At 61.3% G+C, this 21,702-nt stretch carries 18 protein-coding genes; 5 read left to right on the forward strand and 13 right to left on the reverse strand.

Annotated features, from left to right (window positions below):
* Nucleotides 1-38 precede the first annotated feature (38 nt).
* The 5 genes from D5261_RS25130 to D5261_RS25150 form a co-directional block, all read right to left on the reverse strand.
* Entirely contained in the window at nucleotides 39-1,691 is a 1,653-nt protein-coding gene (locus tag D5261_RS25130; protein WP_119319393.1) for a hypothetical protein, read from the reverse strand.
* Between the two features lie 134 nt (nucleotides 1,692-1,825).
* Nucleotides 1,826-2,032: a hypothetical protein gene (locus D5261_RS25135; protein ID WP_125205779.1), complete on the reverse strand. Its 207-nt coding sequence runs from the start codon at nucleotides 2,030-2,032 to the stop codon at nucleotides 1,826-1,828.
* Nucleotides 2,013-2,699, reverse strand: coding sequence for a DUF1361 domain-containing protein (locus tag D5261_RS25140; protein ID WP_119319392.1), 687 nt, complete (start codon nucleotides 2,697-2,699; stop codon nucleotides 2,013-2,015). The genes D5261_RS25135 and D5261_RS25140 overlap by 20 nt, the downstream gene beginning before the upstream one ends.
* A 6-nt stretch (nucleotides 2,700-2,705) precedes the next feature.
* Nucleotides 2,706-3,041: a winged helix-turn-helix domain-containing protein gene (locus tag D5261_RS25145; RefSeq protein ID WP_119319391.1), complete on the reverse strand. Its 336-nt coding sequence runs from the start codon at nucleotides 3,039-3,041 to the stop codon at nucleotides 2,706-2,708.
* Nucleotides 3,035-3,655, reverse strand: a complete 621-nt coding sequence (locus tag D5261_RS25150; RefSeq protein ID WP_125205778.1) for a hypothetical protein — start codon at nucleotides 3,653-3,655, stop codon at nucleotides 3,035-3,037. Before D5261_RS25150 ends, D5261_RS25145 begins: the two co-directional genes overlap by 7 nt.
* Before the next feature lie 221 nt (nucleotides 3,656-3,876).
* On the opposite strand from D5261_RS25150, the gene D5261_RS25155 reads away from it, so the two are divergent.
* The 5 genes from D5261_RS25155 (at nucleotide 3,877) to D5261_RS25175 (ending at nucleotide 13,145) form a co-directional block, all read left to right on the forward strand.
* Complete coding sequence (locus tag D5261_RS25155; RefSeq protein ID WP_119319389.1) at nucleotides 3,877-5,622, forward strand: 1,4-alpha-glucan branching protein domain-containing protein; 1,746 nt, start codon at nucleotides 3,877-3,879, stop codon at nucleotides 5,620-5,622.
* A 123-nt stretch (nucleotides 5,623-5,745) separates the two neighbouring features.
* Nucleotides 5,746-8,244, forward strand: coding sequence for a mannose-1-phosphate guanyltransferase (locus D5261_RS25160; RefSeq protein WP_119319388.1), 2,499 nt, complete (start codon nucleotides 5,746-5,748; stop codon nucleotides 8,242-8,244).
* Between the two features lie 68 nt (nucleotides 8,245-8,312).
* A complete protein-coding gene (locus D5261_RS25165; RefSeq protein WP_119319387.1) occupies nucleotides 8,313-10,550 on the forward strand; it encodes a DOMON domain-containing protein in 2,238 nt (745 codons plus the stop codon).
* A gap of 133 nt (nucleotides 10,551-10,683) precedes the next feature.
* Complete coding sequence (locus tag D5261_RS25170; protein WP_119319386.1) at nucleotides 10,684-11,796, forward strand: methyl-accepting chemotaxis protein; 1,113 nt, start codon at nucleotides 10,684-10,686, stop codon at nucleotides 11,794-11,796.
* Nucleotides 11,797-11,888: 92 nt separating this feature from the next.
* Nucleotides 11,889-13,145 (forward strand): AAA family ATPase, encoded by a 1,257-nt coding sequence (locus D5261_RS25175; RefSeq protein WP_119319385.1) that lies wholly within the window; start codon nucleotides 11,889-11,891, stop codon nucleotides 13,143-13,145.
* Between the two features lie 55 nt (nucleotides 13,146-13,200).
* Here the strand turns inward: D5261_RS25175 and D5261_RS25180 are convergent, their stop codons facing one another.
* The 8 genes from D5261_RS25180 to D5261_RS25215 form a co-directional block, all read right to left on the reverse strand.
* Nucleotides 13,201-13,722 carry an adenine phosphoribosyltransferase gene (locus D5261_RS25180; protein ID WP_301002226.1) on the reverse strand — a complete coding sequence of 174 codons (522 nt, stop codon included), beginning with the start codon at nucleotides 13,720-13,722 and terminating at the stop codon, nucleotides 13,201-13,203.
* Between the two features lie 18 nt (nucleotides 13,723-13,740).
* Nucleotides 13,741-14,688 carry a hypothetical protein gene (locus D5261_RS25185; RefSeq protein ID WP_119319384.1) on the reverse strand — a complete coding sequence of 316 codons (948 nt, stop codon included), beginning with the start codon at nucleotides 14,686-14,688 and terminating at the stop codon, nucleotides 13,741-13,743.
* A gap of 119 nt (nucleotides 14,689-14,807) precedes the next feature.
* A complete protein-coding gene (gene tpiA, locus D5261_RS25190) occupies nucleotides 14,808-15,614 on the reverse strand; it encodes a triose-phosphate isomerase (RefSeq protein WP_119319383.1) in 807 nt (268 codons plus the stop codon).
* Nucleotides 15,615-15,646: 32 nt separating this feature from the next.
* A complete protein-coding gene (locus D5261_RS25195) occupies nucleotides 15,647-16,924 on the reverse strand; it encodes an adenylosuccinate synthase (protein WP_119319382.1) in 1,278 nt (425 codons plus the stop codon).
* A gap of 165 nt (nucleotides 16,925-17,089) precedes the next feature.
* Nucleotides 17,090-17,386 (reverse strand): hypothetical protein, encoded by a 297-nt coding sequence (locus D5261_RS25200; protein WP_119319381.1) that lies wholly within the window; start codon nucleotides 17,384-17,386, stop codon nucleotides 17,090-17,092.
* Nucleotides 17,383-17,976: a sigma-70 family RNA polymerase sigma factor gene (locus D5261_RS25205; RefSeq protein WP_165863899.1), complete on the reverse strand. Its 594-nt coding sequence runs from the start codon at nucleotides 17,974-17,976 to the stop codon at nucleotides 17,383-17,385. Before D5261_RS25205 ends, D5261_RS25200 begins: the two co-directional genes overlap by 4 nt.
* A 110-nt stretch (nucleotides 17,977-18,086) precedes the next feature.
* Entirely contained in the window at nucleotides 18,087-19,295 is a 1,209-nt protein-coding gene (locus tag D5261_RS25210; RefSeq protein WP_125205777.1) for a glycosyltransferase family 4 protein, read from the reverse strand.
* 405 nt (nucleotides 19,296-19,700) lie between these two features.
* Nucleotides 19,701-21,695, reverse strand: coding sequence for a glycoside hydrolase family 15 protein (locus tag D5261_RS25215; RefSeq protein ID WP_119319378.1), 1,995 nt, complete (start codon nucleotides 21,693-21,695; stop codon nucleotides 19,701-19,703).
* Nucleotides 21,696-21,702 lie beyond the last annotated feature (7 nt).

Below are 21,702 nucleotides of genomic sequence, written 5' to 3' on the forward strand. Positions count from 1 at the left end.
CGGACCAATTGGTCCGGGCGCTCTTTTTATCTTAGCAATTACTGATCGCTGCTCGTGTCCGAATCCTGGTCGGTCGTGACCAGGGGCTTTGCGGACGAGTTCACCGCGATGATGTACCAGAGGTCGTCTTTATGCCGCAGGGTGTAGGCGACATAAGTAACCTTCTCTTCGCCCGGCGCCGGATCGGTCGCTTGGTCGTAGGGCTGATCCGCGCTGCTGTCGAACGGGACGGTGTCGGAGTCCTTCACGGCGTCGCCGCTCGTCGCGTCGTCGGAGGTGCGGTAGACGTGCTTTCCGTAGGCGGTCACGTCCCCGTTCTTCGCTTTGCGCAGGCGCGTGAACTTAAACGAGACCGTGGTCAGACGGTCCAATGCGTCTCGCGTGATCTGCTCGAAGTCGCCCGAGGCGATGGAGTACGCGTATTTGCGCTTCAGCAGAATACTGATCTTGGTGTCGTCGTCACGCAGGTGCTTGCGCAGCGGAGCGATGTTGCCGTCCGACCAGGCCTTCGCGATATCCGCGAACGCCGCCTGATAGGTGCCGTCCTTGTAGGCGGACTTCACCGCCGCCTTCGCCGTATCGCCGCCTTCGCGGATATCTGACGCCCGGTCCTCGCTTGTCGTGTAGTAATTCGTCTCGTTGTACGTTACCTGATACGACGGCTGATAGAACGGCAGATACGGTGTGGTGTAGACCGGAGAGTACGGATCGTTTAGCACGATTACCGACGGGTTGCAGATATACTGCGGGAAGCCGCCATAGAGCGTGTAGACCGACGGATAGATGTTTGCCCCGTAGCCGTAATTGCAGTAGTTCCCGTAGTAATAGCCGCCGTAAAGCACCGGGCCATTGGTGACGATCGTGGTTCCGCCATTGTCATAGACAAAGTCGTCATGATGGTGATGGCGGTCTCCATCCCAGTCGCGCTGCCCCTGCGGGGTCGTCACCCGGATTGTTCCCCGGATGATTTGGTCCGATAAGCCGGGCTGCACGGGATTCAGACGCGCTTCTCCGCTCCCGCCGGAGCGGCGGAGGCCGGTGCTCGGCGTAAAGTTTGAGGTATCACGGGCCGGCGGCGCCGTCACGGTCACGCCGTTGAAGCGGCGTGAGCCGCCATTATTGGAATTTTCGACGGAAACGCCGCCTCCGCCCATGCGCGATGGGTAGTAGCCCGTGGAAAGGTTACCTCCGCCGCGATTCGGGGAGTTGACGGTGACGCCGGAATTGACGCCGCGCGACGGATAAAACGCAGCCGGGGGAGCAGTCGGAGCGTTATCGCCCTGCGACTGGCCAAAATTCGACGGAGAGTTCATCACAGCGCCCGGCGCGACCGAAACCCCATTGCGGCGGATGTAACCGGAGCCGGAATTGCTGAAGCCGCCGCCGGACTGTCCGAATCCATTTCCGCCCACCGGGGCCGGAGGAGCGACGCGTACGGGAGCCGGCGTGGGAATAACGGGCGCCGGAGCGGGCTGCGCCGCGACGGGCGCGGGCGCGTTGCGGCGAGTGTCTGTTTGGACGCCGCTGCCTTGCTGCTGGCTCAAGTCAACGCCGCCCCGCCGGCCAAACGATCCCATGGACTGGGCGGACGCCGTGGTGACCGCCAGACCGCAGCCCAGGGCGGCGGCCACGAGGGCGCGCAGAGTTTGTTGGTGCAGAGAATGGGTGTTGAGTAAATGTTTCGTGCGCATCGCGTTTCCTCTCCCGGGCGTTTATTTGGAGGCTGCGCGCCTCCAGACACAGTACTATTCGGTAATAGGACTGACATTGCGCCGGAATTGTTCCACGACGCTTCACTTATTATTTTACCCGACTCTCGGAACGGTTAAGCGGCCGCCGCAAGCTCCGGCAACACCGTTTCGGGCGATAAAAATTGCCGGGTCCAGGCGCTCTCGCGCCGCGCGATTTCGTCGGCGATGGCGCGCGCCAGCACCGGATACTCATCCGCCGTACGTCGGTAAAGCGGCCCAAGATCCTCGTAGGTCATCGACGCCAGCATCTGCTGGTAAGCCTCACGATGAAATCTCATCATCCTCTTGGTTCCTCTCCCGCGCGCGCCGGCTCATTCGCCACGCAAAGCCGTCCATCCAAATGTCGAACCCCAGGTACAGAACCCAAAGAATCGCCGCGAAGCCCACAATGAGCGTGGCCGTAAACGGCGCAAGCATGCTATTCACAATTACGGTGAAGATTCGGTTCAGTCCCGCGCGATGCACCAGATCCCACGAATTGAACCGATAGACCAGCCCGAGGTAAACCCCAAGCGAACAAAGCAGAAATCCCGCGACCTTGCCCCAGGCGAGGACCGGCCCCAGCCGGGCGCGGGCAAGACGCTCCAGGGGCCAGATCGCCAGGAAAAACGACAGCAGCCCGGCGCCGCTATAGATGATGTAAAATCCGGTCGAGACGAGCAGCCCCGCCAGCGCCTCATGGTTATCCCGAGCGTTGTACGAAATGCGGCTCGCCGTCAGGTCGGTAATGTAGTGACGCCACTCCATCAGCAGGTAACAGGTGTTCGGCAGAAACACCAGCCAAACAAGCAAAACCGGAGTCCACAGCCACCATCGGACACGATTGGAGCGCCGTACATCCTCACGCGCTCCGCGCGCGACAATCAGCGCCAAGACAACGGGAATAAACGCCAGAAAAAGGTTCCAGATGACGTTATGCGGCGGCCGCAGCATGAGATGCTCAAACATAGGATACTATGCGCCCTGCCCCGCCGCCTGGACGATCCGCTCCAGCGCCCCTAAGTATTCGTGGAAGGCTTTGCGGCCGGCGTCGGTGGGGGTATAGGTTGTGTGCGGTTTTTTGCGGACGAACTCTTTGCGGCTGAGGAGATATCCGGCGTCCTCCAGCTTAGTCAAGTGGATGGACAGGTTGCCGTCGGTGACGTTCAGAGTCTCCTTGAGGAAGCGGAAGTCAGCCTCCTGGCTCGCCATCAGGGCCGACATAATGCCCAGGCGCACCTTTTGATGGATGACCTCATCCAGAGATTCAACCGATGCGAACAGCGCCGAAGGGGCGCCCTCTGCTACCATCCGTGACGCCTCGCGATCACCACGCCATAGATGATGTGGAAGCCGCCGAAGGCAATCGCCATCATCGGAAGCTGCAAAGTCAAAGGGAGCAGCAGCGTCACCGCGCCGGCGAGCACGAAGGCGGAGCCCAGGAACGTGACGGGCTTGGCGGAGAACAGGCCCACGGCGCAGATCGCCAGGCCATAACAGAGCATCCAGATTCCGCAGATGTGCAGCGCCAGGCCATGCATGGAGAAGAACGCCGTGAGGATCGCGCCGCCCAGAAACGCGGGAAGCGAGGCCACAGCGACATGCGCGCCCAGCCGGGAAACAATGTGCTTCCCGACCCGGCGCGCGCGAATCTTATTGCACAAGAATTCGGCGCTGACGGCCAGGATCAACGCCGCAAGCCAGATCCCGGCAAGCGTCGGCATCGCGCCGGCCGCTAAATGGCCGCCGGCGTGGCGCATATCCACCACCCGCTGCGTCGCCGCCGTCGCCGCCAGCGCGATCAATCCGATCAGGACGCCCGACCATCCCGAAAGCGTCGAATACTGCGTCGAACGCTCCATTGTTTGCCGAATGACGCGCAGGTTTTCCCTCGCCTCATCCAGGGGAGATATCAATGCCGACATGCTTGAACCTCTTCAAAACTTTAATTAACAAAGTGCTTTGACTGCATTATAGCAACAGCCAGGCCCGCCTGTCAAGGAGAGATTTCAAATTCGCCGCGAGAGTCGTTTTTCCCAAGGGGAAACACCGACTTCCCATCGAAATGTTCCTGAGCGCTTGATTGACATTCAGAGTAAAAAATGCTATTCTGCTGTTAGAATTACCGGGACGAGGTTGTTGTCTAATGAGCGAGCCGCTGGGGACCTTTTCATTTGTGTTGCACTCGCATATCCCCTATGTCCTCGCCCACGGACGCTCTCCGCATGGTACTGATTGGCTCTCCGAAGCCGCCGCGGAAACTTATCTCCCCCTGCTCGATGTCTGCCGTCGCTTGGTCGACGAAGGACTTTCTCCAAAGATCACGCTTGGTCTGACTCCCGTACTTGTCGAGCAGCTGCGGGATCCCAGTTTTCACGATGAGCTTCTCGGATACCTTCAGGCAAAGGTCAAATCGGCCGCCGAAAACGAAGAGCAGTTCCGCCGCGACGGCAACTATCACATGGCCTATCTGGCCCGCTACTGGGAAGACTGGTACGGCAAGGCGCTGACGGATTTTCGGGACAGGTACGGCTGCGATATCGTGGGCGCGTTCGCCGCGATGCAGGACGCCGGCCATATCGAGATCATCACGAGCAGCGCAACTCACGGCTACTCGGCCCTGCTTTCTCAAGACTCCAGCATTCAGGCGCAGGTAAAGCAAGGGATCGCCGCCTATCAGCGCCACTTCGGACGCAAGCCGCGCGGCTACTGGCTTCCGGAATGCTCCTACCGGCCCCGCTATCATTGGGTCGCGCCGGAGACAGTGCCGGGCGTCACCAAAACGGCCCACCTGCGCAAAGGGGTCGAAGAGTTTCTTTCGGAAAACGGCATTGAATTTTTCTTCGTGGATGGACACCTGCTCAAGGGCGGCGAGGCGCTGGGCGTCTACGCCGACAAGTTCGGCCCGCTCAAGGAAATTTGGAAACAGTTCTCCAAGGAAAGCGTCAAAGTCGAATACCGGCCTTATACGCCTTACAAAGCCTACAACGTCAACTCGTCGGGAGATCCGAACAAACGCCCCGTCGCCGTTCTGGGACGGGACGCCGCCACCGGAACGCAAGTCTGGAGCGGAGATCACGGCTACCCTGGCGACGAATGGTACTTAGAGTTCCACAAGAAATACGTCACCCCGAACGAGAAGAGCCTGGGCCTGCGCTACTGGCGCATCAGCCAGGACAAGGCCGACCTTGGGACGAAAAGTCTCTATGAGCCGCATCAGGCCGAAGCGCGCACCCGCGAGCACGCCGCGCACTTCGTCCCGCTGATCAAGGATGTTCTGCGCGCGCAGAACGATCCGGCCTCCGTGCTCTGCGCGGTGTACGACACGGAGCTTTACGGGCACTGGTGGTTCGAAGGCCCGCAGTGGCTTTACCATGTGCTCAAGCAGCTCGCGCAGGATCCGGAAATCAGTCTCAAAACCGTCAGCGAATATCTGGAAGCCCATCCGCCCGTCAATACCGTCAACCTGCCGGAAGGCTCATGGGGGGAAGGCGGCTTCCACTTCATCTGGCTGAACGAGGAGACGGCGTGGTCGTGGAAGCTCGTATACGAGACCGAGATCGAGATTTCGGCGCTGGCGCGCGAGTGCGGCGACAGCGTCCCCGCTGCCCCGATCTTGAAACAAGCGGCGCGCGAAGCGCTGCTGCTGATGGCGTCGGACTGGCAGTTCTGCATCTCGACCGGCGGCGCCAAAGATTATTCGGAAATTCGTCTGCGCAACCACTACGATAACTTCAAAGCGCTGTCTTCCCTGGTTCGTCGGGCCGCGTCGGGGGAACAACTATCCGTAGGTGACTGGAAGAACATCGCCGAATGCGAGAGCCGTGACTGCGTTTTCCCGGATATTGACCCGCAGTGGTTTGCCGCGGTCGAGCAGCCGGCGACGGAATAAGCCTGGGGATCGAAAATCAATCTCGAAATTGAGATTCATCATTGCATAATAAATCCGATGATCACAATCGGCCAACGATGGAAACGCTGTCTCAGCAGCGAACTTGGATGAGGAGATAACAACATGAAAGCCGTTGTGATGGCGGGCGGGGAAGGCACACGATTGCGCCCGCTCACCTCGAACCGACCGAAGCCTTTAGTGCCGATCTTGAATAAGCCCTGTATGCAGCACACCATTGAGCTGCTCAAGAGATTCGGCGTGACGGATATCGTCGTGACGCTCTACTATCTGGCCGATGAAATCGAAGGCTACTTCGGCGACGGTTCGGAGCTCGGAGTCAATCTCATTTACACCGTCGAGGATACGCCGCTCGGCACCGCCGGCAGCGTCAAGAAGGCGGAAGAGTATCTCAAGGACGACACCTTCATCATCGTCTCCGGAGACGCGCTGACCGACATCGACCTGGAGAAGGCGCTGGCGTTCCACCGCGAGCGGGAATCCATGGCGACTCTCGTGCTCCAGCATGTCGAGAACCCGCTGGAGTTCGGCGTCGTGATCACCGACGAAGAAGGCAGAATTCGGCGCTTCCTGGAAAAGCCCAGCTGGGGCGAAGTGTTCTCCGACACCGTCAATACCGGCATGTATATCCTGGAGCCCTCCATCTTCGACTATATGGAGCACGATAAGTCCTACGACTGGTCCCAGGATATCTTCCCGCAGATCCTTCAGGAAGAAAAGCCGATGTTCGGCTACGTCATGGGCGAGTACTGGACGGACGTGGGCTCGCTCCAGCAGTACCGCCAGGCGCAGTACGAGATGCTCCAGGGCAAGACCCAGCTTCCGATCGAGGGACGCCGCGAAGGCGGATCGATCTGGATCGGCGAAGGCACGGAGATCGATCCCACGGCGCAGCTAATGGGACCGCTGCTGATCGGCAAAAACTGCCGGATCAAGGCCGGCGCGCACGTCGGCCCGGAAACAGTCATCGGCGATAACTGTCTGATCGAGGAAGGCGCCATTCTCCAGCGCGCCATCGTCTGGGACAGCAACTATATCGGCGCCCGCACCAAGCTCACAGGATGCACCATCTGCTTCCGAAATACAATCAAGGACGATTGTATTATCCAGGAGGGCGCGGTGGTTGGCGACCGCTGTCATATCGACAGCGGCAGCAACATCCGCCCGCTGGTCAAACTCTGGCCGGATAAGATCATCGAAGGCGGCTCGGTCGTCACGATGAGCCTGATCTGGGGCAGCAAGTGGCAGGGATCGCTCTTCCGAAACCTGGGCGTCTCGGGCATCGCGAACGTCGAAATGACGCCGGACTTCCTGACCAAGCTCGGCGCATCGTACGGCGCATTCCTGAAGAAGGGGTCGACGGTTATCACCAGCCGCGACTCGGCGCCGGTCTGCCGCATGCTCAAGCGCGCCTTGATCGCCGGTCTCGCCTCCGTCGGCGCGAATGTCCTGGACAACGAAGGCATGCCGCTGCCGCTGTCCCGCCATTCAATCCGCACGAACAGCGCCGCCGGCGGCGTGCATATCCGTCTGGCGCCCGATCAGCCAAACCTCGCGCTGGTCGAGTTCTTCGATAAGAACGGCATCTACCTTTCGACCAACGGGCAGCGCAAGATCGAGACGATCTTCTACCGCGAGGACTTCGGGCGCACCGATCCCGACGAAGTCGGCGAGATCAACTATGTGTCCCGCGCGGTCGAACGCTACAGTCACGACTTCTTCCGGCTCTTGAACCGAGAAGCCGTGCAGAACTGCGGCTTCAAGGTTGTCGTCGATTACTCCTATGGACGTATCTCGGGGGTGCTCCCCCAGATGCTCGGCCAACTGGAGACCGAGACGATCGCGCTGAACGCCTACACGGACCCGAAGAAGGCGCCCAAGACCAAGGCCGAACGCAAGGCGCTGGTCGAAAACCTCGCCGCGACGGTCTCGACGCTGAGGGCGAGCCTTGGCGTGGCCCTGGAGTTCGACGGCGAGCGCCTGTCCGTGGTCGATGAGACCGGCAGCATCCTGTCGGGCTCGGACCTGCTGGCGACATTCGCGCTGCTGGTGGCGCGCGCCAAGCCCGGCGCGCAGGTCGCCGTTCCGGTCACGGCCCCCTCGTCCATCGAGACGGTCATGGCGCAGTACGGCGGCGGCGTCATCCGCACCCAGACCGACGTCCGCTCGCTGATGGCGACGGCGGCCGAGGGCAAAGAAGGCATCGCGCTGGCGGGCGACACCGAAGGCGGATTCATCTTCCCCGAGTTCCATCCGGCGTTCGACGGCCTTTTCTCCTTCGCCAAGCTGCTGGAGATGCTCGCCGTACAGAACACCACGCTCAGCGAAGTGCGATCCCTGCTGCCGAAGTACTACATGGCGTCCGAGATCGTCAACTGCCCGTGGGAGATCAAGGGCCGCATCATGCGCGTCCTGATGGAAGACACCCACGACGCGCAGACCGAGCTGATCGACGGCATCAAGATCTACCGCGACGGCGGCTGGACCCTCGTCCTGCCCGACGCCTCCGAGCCGTACTTCCGCATCTACGCCGAAGCCGAGACCCAGGACAAAGCGAACGAAATGGTTCACCGCTACGTCCTGCGCATCAGCGCGCTCAAGTAAGCAATCCGCAAACGCCCCGGCCGCCGAATGGCGGCCGGGGTTTTCTTTTTCCGCCTCTCCGAGACCCCATGACCATGCTCAAGCCTCTGTGTTTATCGCTGCTTCTCTCCATTGCCCTGGCGACGCCGAGCCGCGCGCAGTCCCCCGCCTGGGACACATACAGCGATACCTGGGTGGCGACGGATGGGCTGGGACGCTCGCTTCCGACGGCGTCCGAGGTTGGCGCGCCGCGCGCGAACAAAACCGTCGGCGTTTTCTACTTTTTGACCTTCGATCACAGTCAAGCCACGGTTTATGACAATTCGAAGATCTTGAAAGCGCATCCAGAGGCGATGGGCGACGTTCACCATCCCGCATGGGGACCGCTGAACGCCGCGCATTATTGGGGCGAGCCTCTCTTCGGCTACTACACCAGCGACGACGAATGGGTTCTGCGAAAGCACGCCCAAATGCTCTCGAACGCCGGCGTGGATGTCGTGATCTTCGACAACTCCAACGCCGTCACGTACGCCAGAGCGCGGGAGACGCTGTGCCGAGTCTGGGAGCAGATCCGGCGCGAAGGCGGCAAAACGCCGCAGATCGCCTTTCACTGTCCGTTCAGTAACGCCAATGGCATCGGAACCGACACACTGAACGAGCTGTATGAAACGATCTACGCGCCCGGACGATATTCCGATCTCTGGCTCCGCTGGCGCGGCAAGCCACTCATCATTGCCGATCCCGGATACGCCGACGCGGGCGCGCTTTCCCGCCCGCCGCAGCGCCGGCCCGCCGAATTGACGGTGGGTGAAACACTCGGCCAGGCGTTGACGGTCAGCCGTCCGTTTCTGGAAGTCGGCGGCCAGTTTCCAACCTGGGCTGCGGCGGGCTCCGGGATGACGCTTTCGTTGTTTGCCGATGGCCCCCATGTCGCACGGCTCGCACAACGATCGTGGGCCGATGTGAAAGACAACGCCACGCTGCTGATCGGAACGGGGAAAGTGCTGCCGCCGGGGAAATACTATTTGGAAATGTCGCGTCCCGTCGGCCGCATCGGCTGGTGGGGATCCTTCGGCGGTCTCTCGCAGTCCGGCGCTTACGAGAACGGCGAGCCGGTGTCCGGAGCCCGCTCGCTGCGTGTCCGATACGCGGCGGCGGAGGAAGCGCTGCCGCTCGACGCCCCGACCACACCGGCCGAAGCCCAGGAACGCGCGCGTCGGCTGCGGGATTTCTTCACCTTCCGTTCTCCGATCGCCCCTTACAACCTTCCAAAGCCCGCGCCCGGCGCGTGGGCGTGGCTGCAAATCTCACCGCAAGCGCCGCAGACCGATCCCGAAGGCAAGATCGAGGAAGTTTCCGTCGGCGTCGCCCAAAACTACAATGCGACCGACAACCGCACAGCGCCGATGAGCTTTCCCGGCGCGTTCGGCCGCAGTTACCACGACGCACGGGAAGAGACGACGCCCGGCGCCGGGCGCTGGGGATACAACTTCGACGAGCAGTGGCGGCGAGCGCGGCAGATCGATCCGCCCTTTGTATTCGTCACCGGCTGGAATGAATGGACCGCAGGTATTTACGACGACTGGGCGGGGTTTCACGCGCCGCCGCCGATCTTCGTGGACGAGTTCAACGAAGAGTTCAGCCGCGATATCGAGCCGATGCGCGGCGGCCACGGCGATGACTATTACTACCAGCTTGCCGCCAATATTCGGCGATACAAAGGAGTCAGATCGCTTCCTGCCGTCTCGCCCCACCCCATCGCCATGAATGGACGTTTCGAGCAATGGAAGAACGTGACGCCCGAATTCCGAGACCCGATCGGCGACACCGCGCATCGGAACGCCCCTGGTTACGGACGCCAGGGCCCATATGTGAACGCCACCGGGCGCAATGACATCATCGCCGCCAAGGTAACGTACGACGCGGCCAACATTTACTTCTATGTCCGTACACGTACGAAGCTGACTCCCCATACCGACGCCGACTGGATGCGCCTCTACCTCAATACCGATGCGAACGATCGCACCGGCTGGCTGGGGTATGACTTCACGGTCAACGGCAGGATCGGCGACCATACCACCCGCGTGGAGCGAAATGTCGGCGGCGTAAATCGCTGGCGCGTCGCAGCCCAGGCGCGTTACGCCGTCCAAGGCAATGAGTTAGAAATCGCGATCCCAAGGTCCGCGCTGGGGATCCAGCGGCTGCCGGCGGCCATCGACTTCAAGTGGGCGGACCACTGCCGTACTCAGGGCGACGGGACGGATTTCACCCAGAACGGAGACGCGGCGCCCGACGACCGTTTCCGTTACCGCGCGAAGTTCCGGTAAGCGCCCTCGACCAGGGAAATACCTGCTTTCCCGCCCTATTTTCCGGGGTCCTCACGCCCGATAATAGAATCACAAAGAGTTCTTCCCCACGCACCGCCGCGTTCTCCTTATGGATTTTAGAGAAGGTATTACCATGACTCCTACCATTATCGCCTCTCACCATTCGTCGAATGCGGCGGAATCCGCCGAGGACGCATCTCCCGAGCGGATCGCCGATCTCGCCGACTCCCTGGTCGGCAAGATGAGCCGCGCCAGCACGGAAATCAGCCGAATCAACGACCGGACGCGGCTTCTTTCGCTCAACGCCCAGATCGAAGCGGCGAGGGCCGGCGGGCCGACCGGCGCCGCCTTCGGCGTCGTCGCCTCGGCCATGCAGGATCTGTCCGATAAGACATCCCAGGTCGCGGGCGCCATGGCGACGGAGACGACGGAAGCCAACAAAGCGCTCCGTCAGATTATCCAGGTCCTGACCACGAATGTGCGCGGCCTGCGGCTGTCGGATCTGGCGCTGACAAATATCGACTTGATCGACCGCAACCTCTACGAGCGATCCTGCGACGTGCGCTGGTGGGCCACGGACAGCAGCCCCGTGGCGGCGCTGGCCGAGGGAACGCCCGAAGCGGCGCGGCGATGTTCGCAGCGTCTCGGCGTGATTCTGAAATCCTACACCGTTTATTACGACCTCGTCGTCTGCGATCTGAACGGGCGCGTGATCGCTAACGGGCGTCCCGATCTCTATCAGTCCGTCGGTGCGGATTGCTCTCAGGACGCCTGGTTCCGGACAGCTCTGGCAACGCGCTCGGGCGAAGAGTTCGGATTCCAAAGCGTCCATGCCAGCCCGCTGGTGAAGGGCGAGCGCGTCTTAATTTACTCCTGCTGCGTCCGGGCGAACGGCGATGTCGGCGCCGCGCCGATCGGCGTTCTGGGCATTATTTTCCACTGGGACGCGCTGGCGCAGACAATCGTGGAGAATACCCCCATGAGCGCCGCTGAAAAATCAGGAACCCGGGTCTGCATTGTGGACGACGCCGGACTCATTCTGGCGGATACGCAGGGCCGGCAGCTATTGGATCGTCTGGAGCTTCCCAATTCCTCCAAACTCGCTGGAGAGAACAAAGGGTTCACGCAGATGACTCTGAACGGTTCCGACTGCTGCGTCGGCTACGCCGTATCTCCCGGCTATGAAACCTATGCGACCGGCTGGCGTTCGCTGATCATTCAAAAGCTCGACGCCAAAACCTCATAACGCCTTCCTTGAGCATATCGCGGGCCGTCGGCTATAATGTTATTGCCGCGCGCCCGCAATATCCAAAATAAATTCGCGCCCGGCGACTACCGATGCAGATCGACAATCTGATTCGTGAAGCGCTTTCACAGCCAAAAGACGCTATCAACTACTCCATCAGCCAGGCCCTGACGGACATCTTCCCCGACCGCGCTCTGCTGGAAACGACCGACGGCTCGTTCAACTTAGAGCAATTTGCCCACGCCGGTCACTGCAAGCTCGAACTGAGCCACCGGCTGCACAACCGCCTCGTGACGTCCTGGCATGGCCGTTCCTACGGGATTGGGCGATCTCTGGAAAGCGGCTGTTATAAAGTTCTCTGGAACGGCGAAACAATCGATGTCCTGACGGTCAGCTGGGCCGATGGACGATGCCTGACCCAGTTTCATTGGATTGTCGCCGATCACCAGGAGCTTGCCGACCGCTTCTTCCGAACCGTCTGCGAATGGGAAGAGGAGATCCGCAGTGAGGTGCTGGTGTTCGAGAACGGGCACTGGCAGAAAAACGCCGCGCTCTACCGCTCGATCCAGGCCGCCACGTTCGAGAATCTTATCCTGGCGGGCGAATTGGCCGAAGAGTTACGCGGCGACTTTGACAGCTTCTTCAAGGCGCGCGATCTCTACGAGAGATACAATATTCCGTGGAAGCGGGGCGTCCTGTTTCTGGGCGATCCCGGCAACGGCAAGACGCACACGACGAAGGCGCTGATCAACTGGCTCAAGCAGCCCTGCCTCTACGTCAAGAGCTTCAAATCGCCTTACGGCACCGATCACGGCAGTATTCGAGACGTCTTCGCGCGAGCGCGCAAAACAACGCCATGCCTGCTGGTGCTGGAAGACCTGGATTCGCTGATCAACGACAAGAACCGTTCGTTCTTTCTCAACGAAATGGACGGCTTTGAGGCAAACACCGGCGTTGTAGTCATCGCGACGACGAACCATCCTGAGCGCCTGGATCCCGCAATTCTCGACCGCCCCAGCCGTTTCGACCGTAAGTACACATTCGAACTGCCGGCTGCGGAGGAGCGCTCCGCCTATCTGTCGCGCTGGAACAGCTCCAGCGATTCGGAGATGCGCCTTTCAAACGATGGGCTGTTCGATGTCGTCACGGCCACGGACGGTTTTTCGTTCGCCTATCTCAAAGAACTGACGCTTTCTTCGATGATGCGCTGGATCGAGAAGCCAGCGGCGGGAGCAATGGACCTCGTGATGCTGGGGCAGACGGACATGCTTCGCGAGCAGATGAAAACCTCGCAAGACGCGCCGCTGGAGATTTTGCCTCCTGAGGACGATGAGGAAGACGAGGAGTAGAGCAGACGCCAAAAAGGGGCGGGACGAAAATCGTCCCGCCCCTTTTTATGGCCTGTCAATACTTGAGCAGTGCTTGAATTTCGTAGCCATCGAGCGCCGCGCGGCCCTGTAAGAATTCGAGCTCGATCAGGAAGCTGAAGCCGATGACCGTTCCGCCCAGCGTTTCCACCAGCCGCGCGGCGGCGGCGGCGGTGCCGCCGGTGGCGAGCAGGTCATCCACGATCAGCACGCGCTGGCCCAGCTGGATCGCGTCGCGATGGACCTCCACGGCGTTTGTCCCGTACTCCAGCGCATACTCTTCCCGAATGGTGTCATGGGGCAGCTTGCCGATCTTGCGCACCGGAACAAAGCCTAAGCCGAGGGCGAGCGCCACCGGCGCGCCGAAGACGAAGCCGCGCGATTCGATCCCGACAATCACGTCCGGCGCCTTGCCGGACGCCCATCCCACACAATGATCGATCACTTCTTGGAAGGCGGCGTAATTCGCCAGAACCGGGGTGATGTCTTTAAACAGAATCCCCGGCTTTGGAAAGTCGGGGATGTCACGAATCAAACGGGCCGCAAGCAGATCGGTCACTCAGTTTCCTCGATATTTTTAGTAGCGATACGGGTTGTTCGTCCCCAGGATAATCGGGCCGCCCCCGCCAAACCCGTATCCGGGCCAGCCAGGAAGGACCGTGAGGCCGCTGCCATTGGAATATCCGCCTGAACCGCCATAGCCCATCGAGTTATAAGGGTTATAATTCGGCCCATAGTAACCGAAATAGGGATTGCCGCCTTGCGGATACTGTCCCTGCGGATTTTGCCCCGGCTGCGCGTTCGGCGCGTTGGGATCCGTGGCGGCGTTCGCGTCGGCGGTCGTATCGACCGGCGGCGGTTCCGGCGCATTGCGGAAAGTCCGCAGCGGCAGCTCCAGGATCGGCTTGCCGCTGGCGGTGTAACCGATCACCTTGCCGCCCGTGGAATTGCCGCCCCGGCCGCGCGGAGTGATAGCGTAAAAGGTCTTCCAAACCGTGTGGGACTGGCGCGCGATTTCCGCAGCCGCTTCCTTGGCCGTCATGTCGTCGCCGGTGAACTTGACCGAACCGTCGACATTCTCGGTGATCTTCGCCACCGCGCCATCGACTTCGGCGACTGTCTGGATCGCCTCACGCGCGGCCACGGAGCCCTCCTTGAAGGTCACCGGGGCATCCGAGTCCAGCACGGGGGCTGGCGCGGCGGTGTCCGTGGACGACTTGCGCACGACGATCACCTTTTGGAAATCGGCGTTCAGAGCGTTGGCGAGCTGATTGATGGCGTCGAGACGCGCGCCCGGTCCCTGAAGATCATCCACGGAAAAGGTGACGCGTGTGTTGGGATCGATGCCTTGCTTGAGGGAAATCGTGATTCCGAGCTTGCTGTCGATCTGGGCGACCGCATCGCTGACGGGAGTGGAGTTAAAAGAAAGTGACGCCGCCGATGCAGGATACGCTCCGCACAGGGCCAATACGGCGGTGAGCGGCGCCAGCGTTCGGCGCTGAAATATGTTGACCGATTTTATCATGGGACCAATACCTCCGTAAACGTTCGACATCAGAAGAACATCGCTTACTTAGATCTTGTTCCCGATTTTTTTGCCCTGCAAACGATGAAGTTCGCAGGGCAAAAATTCCGTAGGAACGACTAGACGGCCGCAGCGGCCACGATCGCCGCGAAGTCCGCCGGCTTGAGGCTTGCCCCGCCGATCAGACCGCCGTCGATGTGCTCCTGAGCGAGCAGTTCGGCCGCGTTGTCGGGCTTCATGGAGCCGCCGTACTGAATGCGGACCGCATTCGCGACATCGGCGCCGTAAAGGCTCTCGATCGTCTTGCGGACGACGCCGCAGACGCGCCCCGCTTCATCGGCCGCGCAGACCTCGCCGGTGCCGATCGCCCAAACGGGCTCATAGGCGAAGATCAACTGCGAGCGCACCAGATCCGAGGAAACGCCGTCCAGCGCCTTGGTGACCTGATCGCGAACGATAGCGTCCGTCGATCCGTCCTTGCGCTCGGCCAGGGTCTCGCCGATGCAGACGATCGGGATCAGGCCGGCTTGCAGCGCGGCGTGTGTCTTCACGTTGACGCCGGAGTCGGTCTCGCCGAACGCCTTCAGCAGATCGGGCGTCAGACCCTCTTCGGCGACGCCGAAGCGGCCGCGCGTTTCCGAGTGTCCGATCAGGACGTACTTGGCGCCCGCGTCCAGGATCAGCGGAGCGGAGACGTAGGAGGTGTAAGCGCCGCTTGGCTTCCAGAACAGGCCCTGCGCGGCGGTCGCCACGCCCGTGCCTTGGAACGCCTGGGAGACGGAGTACAGCGCGGTATAAGGCGGGCAGATCACGATATCCACGCCGTCTTTGCCGGCGACCAGCGGCGCAAGCGCCTCCGCGAACGCCAGCGCTTCCGATACGGTCTTGTTCAGCTTCCAGTTGCCGGCGATAATCTTCTTGCGCATTGAGAGAAACCTTTTCGTTGTCTTGTCGATCGTTACGGTTTGCGGAACAGGGTCTGGTCGCGGCGGCGTCCGACGGAGATCATGGTGATCGGGACGTCGATCAGCGCTTCGACCGTTTCGATGAACCGCCGGGCGTTGCCGGGCAGGTCTTCGTAGTTCTTCACGTTGCTAACGTCTTCTTTCCAGCCCGGAAGGGTCTGGTAGATCGGAACACAGCGGCTCAGACGCGCCTGGTCGCTCGGGAAGTCCTGAATGACTTTGCCGTCCAGTTCATAGGACGTCGCGATCTTGACCTCATCGAAACCACACAGCACGTCCATATGCCCGAGATACAAGTCGGTAAGACCGTTTACGAGCGAGGAGTAGCGCAGCGCGACGCCGTCCAGCCAGCCGCAGCGGCGGGGACGCCCGGTCGTGGTGCCGTATTCGGCGCCGCGATCGCGGATCAGGTCGCCGATCTCGTTCTCCAGTTCGGTCGGGAAAGCGCCCGCGCCGACACGTGTCGTGTATGACTTGGAGACGGCGATGATCTGATCGATCTGCGTCGGTCCCAGGCCCGTGCCGATACAGGAGCCGCCGGCGGACGGGTGCGACGAGGTCACATAAGGATAGGTGCCGAGGTCGATGTCCAGCAGCGTCGCCTGGGCTCCTTCGAACAGGACCTTCTTGCCGGACTTCGCGGCGTAGGCCACGCGCAAGGCAGTGTCGTCCACATAAGGACGCAGCGCTTCGGCGTACGGCGTCAGTTCCGCAATAATATCTTCCGCTTTCAGGGCCGGCGAGTCGTAAATCTTTGTCAGGAGCTCATTCTTCAGTTCCAGAGCTTCCGTCAAGCGCGCCGGGAAAAGATCCGGGTCGACGAATTCGCGCATCCGGATTCCGATGCGAGCCGCCTTGTCCTGGTACGCCGGACCGATACCCCGACCGGTCGTCCCAAGCGCCTTCTTACCCTTGCGCTTTTCTTCCAGCTCATCCAAAAGCCGGTGGTATGGCAGCACGACATGCGCATTGCCGCTGATCTTCAAGTTTTCGCAAGTGACGCCGCGTCCCTGCAGATGCTCGATCTCGCCGACAAAAGACGCCGGGTCTAAAACGACGCCGTCCGCCACCACGCAAAGCGTCTCCGGATGCAGGATTCCCGCAGGAATCAGATGCAGCTTGTACTCCTGGTCATCCACCACCACCGTGTGGCCAGCATTCGATCCGCCGCCCCATCGGACAACAACGTCTTTGTCGTGTGCGAGGTAGTCAATGAGCTTACCTTTCGACTCATCGCCCCACATCGCTCCCACAACTACAGTGTTCGTCATCTTGCTCGCCCCTTTTAAGGCCGCCTGCATCGTCGGCAGCCGACCTGAAATTATAGCACCCGGGCTTCGCCAAAGTCAACCGCGATTCTCGGGAATGGAGCGGGGACAGGAGGGAAAGAGGAATAATTTGCGAGAGCAGGAGGGCAAATTTGAGACGGACGGCCCCTACGGCGCCCTGCTCTCGGCCTCTTCCCACGCCGCTTCCATCGCCGCCCAGCGGTCCGGGGACAAGGAAGCGCCTTCGGCCGCCAGTGCTGGCGGAGCGGCGGCGCCGAGGCGGCGCAGCCGTTCGGACACCTGCTTCAGGGCGTCTAGAGCCGCCTGGCAGCGCGGGCAGTGGGCAAGGTGCCACAGCGCGTATTTCTGGACCATTCCGGTCACGGAGCCGTCCACCAGTCCGGAGATCAGCGATTTCATGTGCCAGCACGGCTTGATGGGCTCGATTGTCGGGATGTCGGTCACAATCGCCTCCGGCTGCGCGCATAGTCGACCAATCGCTCGTGCAGCATCATTCGCGCCCGGGAAAGGCGCGAGCGAACGGTTCCAATGGGGATATTCAGCGCGGCGGCGGCCTCCGCGTAGTCGAGTCCTTCGACATCGACCAGCATGACGCACATCCGCAGGGGTTCGGACAGCGAGGCCAGCGCGCGCTCCAGCTCCTCGTCCATGATTCCGGAAAGGAGCGCCGTGTCCGGCCGGTCCTCGGGAGCCGCATGCGCCGACGGGGGCGCGGTCTCGCCGCCCCGCGTGAGCGTATCGACATCAACGCCGGCGTCCCACTTCTTGCTGTGGCGGTAACTGTTGATGTAGTCGTTCGTCATGATGCGCAGCAGCCACGCATACGCGTTGCTGCCCGGCATGAACCGCCCTTGCAGAAACGCTTCATAGCCCCGGACCAGCGCATTTTGCGCCAGGTCCGCCGCGCGGTCCTCGTCGCCTTGCGCCATGCGGCGCGCGGCGCGCAGCAGGCGGCTCTCCGTGTCGCGGGCGATCTGCGCGAACTCGGCGCGCGCGCGGACCGGCGAGGGCGAAACGTTTGGCGCGGACGCCATATCAGGCTCCGGCTTTCGCATCAGCGCGCCGGCCCTTCTCGGTATTGCAAGCTCCATAACCCGACGTAACAAACGACCGGACCGTGAAGTTCCATAATCGCCGAACGGCGTTATCCCTTCTGCAAATGATACGCGCGGGTGACCGAGGATGTCTTCTTATGCTGGCAGGACCAGTAAACATCTTCCGTGCGCTGGACCATTTCGCGCTCACTGAACTTGGGGTCGACGGCCTCCAGGCCCTTCTGCCCCATCTCCATACGCACCTTCGGATTTTCCAGAAGGTGGATGACGCGGTCCGCGAGTCGCGCGACATCTTTGGGCTCGACAAGATATCCAGTCACGTTGTCCTCGATGGCTTCCGGAGCGCCGTCGACATTCGTCGCGACGATCGGCAGCGAAGCGCACATCGCCTGCGAAAAGACGCGCGGCAGCCCTTCCCACAGCGAGGTCAGCAGGAACACATCAAAGAGCCGGAGCAGGCGCGGCACGTCGTCCCGGTAGCCCAGCAGATGCATCCGGTCTTCCAGGCCCGCGTTCTTGATATCATCCAGATACAGCTTGCGCAGAGGGCCGTCTCCGATAAACACAAAGTGCGCTTTCGGGAACCGCTTGCAGACCTCGGACGCGACGCGGACGAAATCTTCCGGCGCCTTCTGCGTCGCCAGGCGGCTGATCGTTCCAATTACCTGAGCGTCTTCCGGAATGCCAAACTCGCGGCGCAGCGCCCCGCGGTCCACCACCACATCACGGAATCGGGCGATGTCGATGCCGGGAAGCACCGTGACGTATTGCTCCCGCACGCCGATCTGGTCGCGCAGCCCTTTTTCGCGGTTGGCGTCCGCCACAACGATCATCCGGTCCGTGATGCGCGCCGCGCGCCGCTCCGCCGAAACAAACATCCAGCGCGCTTGCGGCGACTGGCGCTCGTGATGTCCCCATCCATGAACGGTGTGGACGATCGCGGGAACTCCCGCCGCCGACGCCGCCATGCGTCCAAGGATTCCCGCTTTGCTTCCATGCGTGTGGACGACATCCCACTTTTCTCGACGAAGCTTTTCCGTCAGGGTTTTGTACGCGAGCGCATCGACCCAGGGATGAACAGAGCGACGCAGGCTTGGCAGGCGAGACACCTGGATCCCCGCGAAATCCGTGAGGTCGTCCCAGGAATCTTCGCCGGCCGGGGTTTGCCCACAGCAGATCGCGCTCTCAATCTCCGGATGACTCATACGGCACGAGGCGATTACTGTTTCCGCCGCCCCTCCAACCGCCAGATGAGTGATGACGTGCAGTACGCGCAGCCGCTTCGTCTCAAAATGCAAAACTTAACCCCTTTCTCTCGTCGCAACCGTACCGTGACGAGGCCCATCTTTGGGCGCAAACCGAAATCTTATCGAAGCAGACGCCGAACGGCTTAGAGACCGCCGGAAGGGATTCGCTTCGAAAACGTGACGCACTTCCGGCGAGGAAGCAAAGCCGGGAGACACGACGCGATTGGGGAGAACTCGACAATTGCTGTTTAGCGCGGGAAGGCGACGCCGCCGCGCTCCATGAATTTGTCATTCGTATATCATGAACGGGAGCCGCGCGGTCGTCCAGAGTCTTTGCTCCGCATGTTCATGTCCAATGGTCGTATTGATGGAATGCACTATAGTAGCAGATATTATGTAATCCGTGAGCACTTTACTGCGCCAAAATCCGACAAATTCGCTGTTAGCGGCTTACGATCACCCTTTATTAGACACTTTTAACCGCGAAAGCGTGTCCAGATAGGCCGTTACGGTGTCGACAAACTGCGCGTGCGACCATGTCAGCGGCGCCACGGAAAGCGGCTCCAGGGAGAACGGATGCACCTGCTCCGACAGAATGCCCGTGCGCTGCGCGCAGATCCCCACCCACTCCAAAAGGTCCAGCGCGCCCGAAAGATCCGAAGGGCTCTTCGCCGTCGCGATATACCAATCCGCCAACCAGAGCGTGCAGATGATCCAGGGGTTGCCCGGAATTTTGTCGAAGTCGTCCGTCACATGGAAGTAATAGTCTCGCTCGTAACGGGCGACTCCCCCCACCCCGGCGCGCACCCAGAGCTTGCGGCCGATCGCCTCCATATTCGCCACGACATGCGGATCGGACGCCGGCAGCACGCCGAAGGCGAAGACTGAATAAGACGACGCGTCCACCGCCCAATCTTTCTCCATCGAGCCGTCGGGCCGGACCGTGATCATCCGCGCGAAATGCCGAACGCCATCGTCCCAGAAGTGCGTCAGGATCGCTTCCTTGATCTCCTCGGCGGCCGTCTGATAGCGCAAGCGGTCGGCGTCATGCCCGAAGATCTCCGCGAAGCGCGCGGATGCGGACAAGGCCGCGCACACCGTCGCCGTCGTATAGATGTGCGTCCCGCGACGCTCTTCCCAGAGGTCCCAGCTGGGCAGCGGAAGTTTGCTGTCGGCGTATCGATAGGACGCCATAAAATCCGACGCCGGTTTCACGAACGATTCGTACAGGCGCGCCGCGAACTCCGTATCTTTGTACTTCTCGAAATGACGCCACAGCGACCAGACCACCAGCGCGGTGCCGTCTTCCTGAATCGGCGTCTCGCGGCCGCCGTCCGGCGTGGCGTAGGGATGCCACGAGGCGCCCACCGTTCCATCCGGGCCGTACTTGTGCAGCAAGGCCGCCGGGTTCTTCGGCAGTACGCGGGCGCAAAACTCAAAAAACGGCTTCGTAATCTCCTCGACGCCGATCTTGTCCAGCGCGGCGGAGGCCAGCGCCCCGTCGCGCGGCCACATGTAGGAGTAGTGCGCGCGCGCCGTCTCCATGATATCGCTGTCGTTGGAGGCCAGGATCGCGCCGCGTTTGTCGCACTGGGTGCGCATGATCAATATACTGCGAACAAAAAGCTCGGCGACACGCGGAGGCAGTTTCGCGAGATCGTCGCGCCTGTCGCCGTACGCTTTCCAGTAAACACCGGTCTGGCGCATCGTCTCTTCGAACTCGGTCTTCATCGGTGCGTGAAGCGCCGTCGCCGCCTCCAGATTCGCCGCCGCCGCCATCCAGGTTCGCAGCGTCTCGCGGCCGCGCCCCGAGACATGCAGCGAATGGCTCGCCACGCTGTCCACGGATCCCTGCGCCATGGCGTTCATGGAGAGCAAGCCGTCCTCGGCGTCTCGCCATGTGCCTTCGGCGCCCCGAAAACCCTTTTCCCCGCAAGCGTATTGAAAGATACCCACATTCTCCGCCTCGCATGCATCACCGACGTATCCCGCGAATAAAAAGTACCGATCGCGCTTGTAGTGAACCATCGCGTCTTCATAAGGATAGTAAAACGCGGTGTCGCCGATATCGGATTCGTCGATTCGCAGGTCGTGCGCCAAAAACACGCGGACTTCCCGCGATGTCTCATGAAGGTTTTCGATGGTGATGCGCTGGAGGAAGAGGTTGCGATCGTGCGCAACGGCGTGATTGAACGTGAGCAGAAGACCAAGATCGCCGCTGCGGGCGGTGCAGTGGGTCACCAGCGTCGCGTCTTCGTAGTTGATGCGCCAGTCCCACGAATCGTCGAGCCAGGAAAACTTGCCTTCGCCGGTCCAGACGCCGATACGACAGCGATATCCGCCGACGTGGTTCGCCCAGCCAACATAGGGATAGTAAATGTCGCGGATGGAGAGATGGCGATCGAGATTGACGAGCAACTCTCCATTGCCGAGCACAATGTCGCGAGGCATAGACGGC

Source organism: Capsulimonas corticalis (assembly GCF_003574315.2).
Taxonomy (GTDB): Bacteria; Armatimonadota; Armatimonadia; order Armatimonadales; family Capsulimonadaceae; genus Capsulimonas; species Capsulimonas corticalis.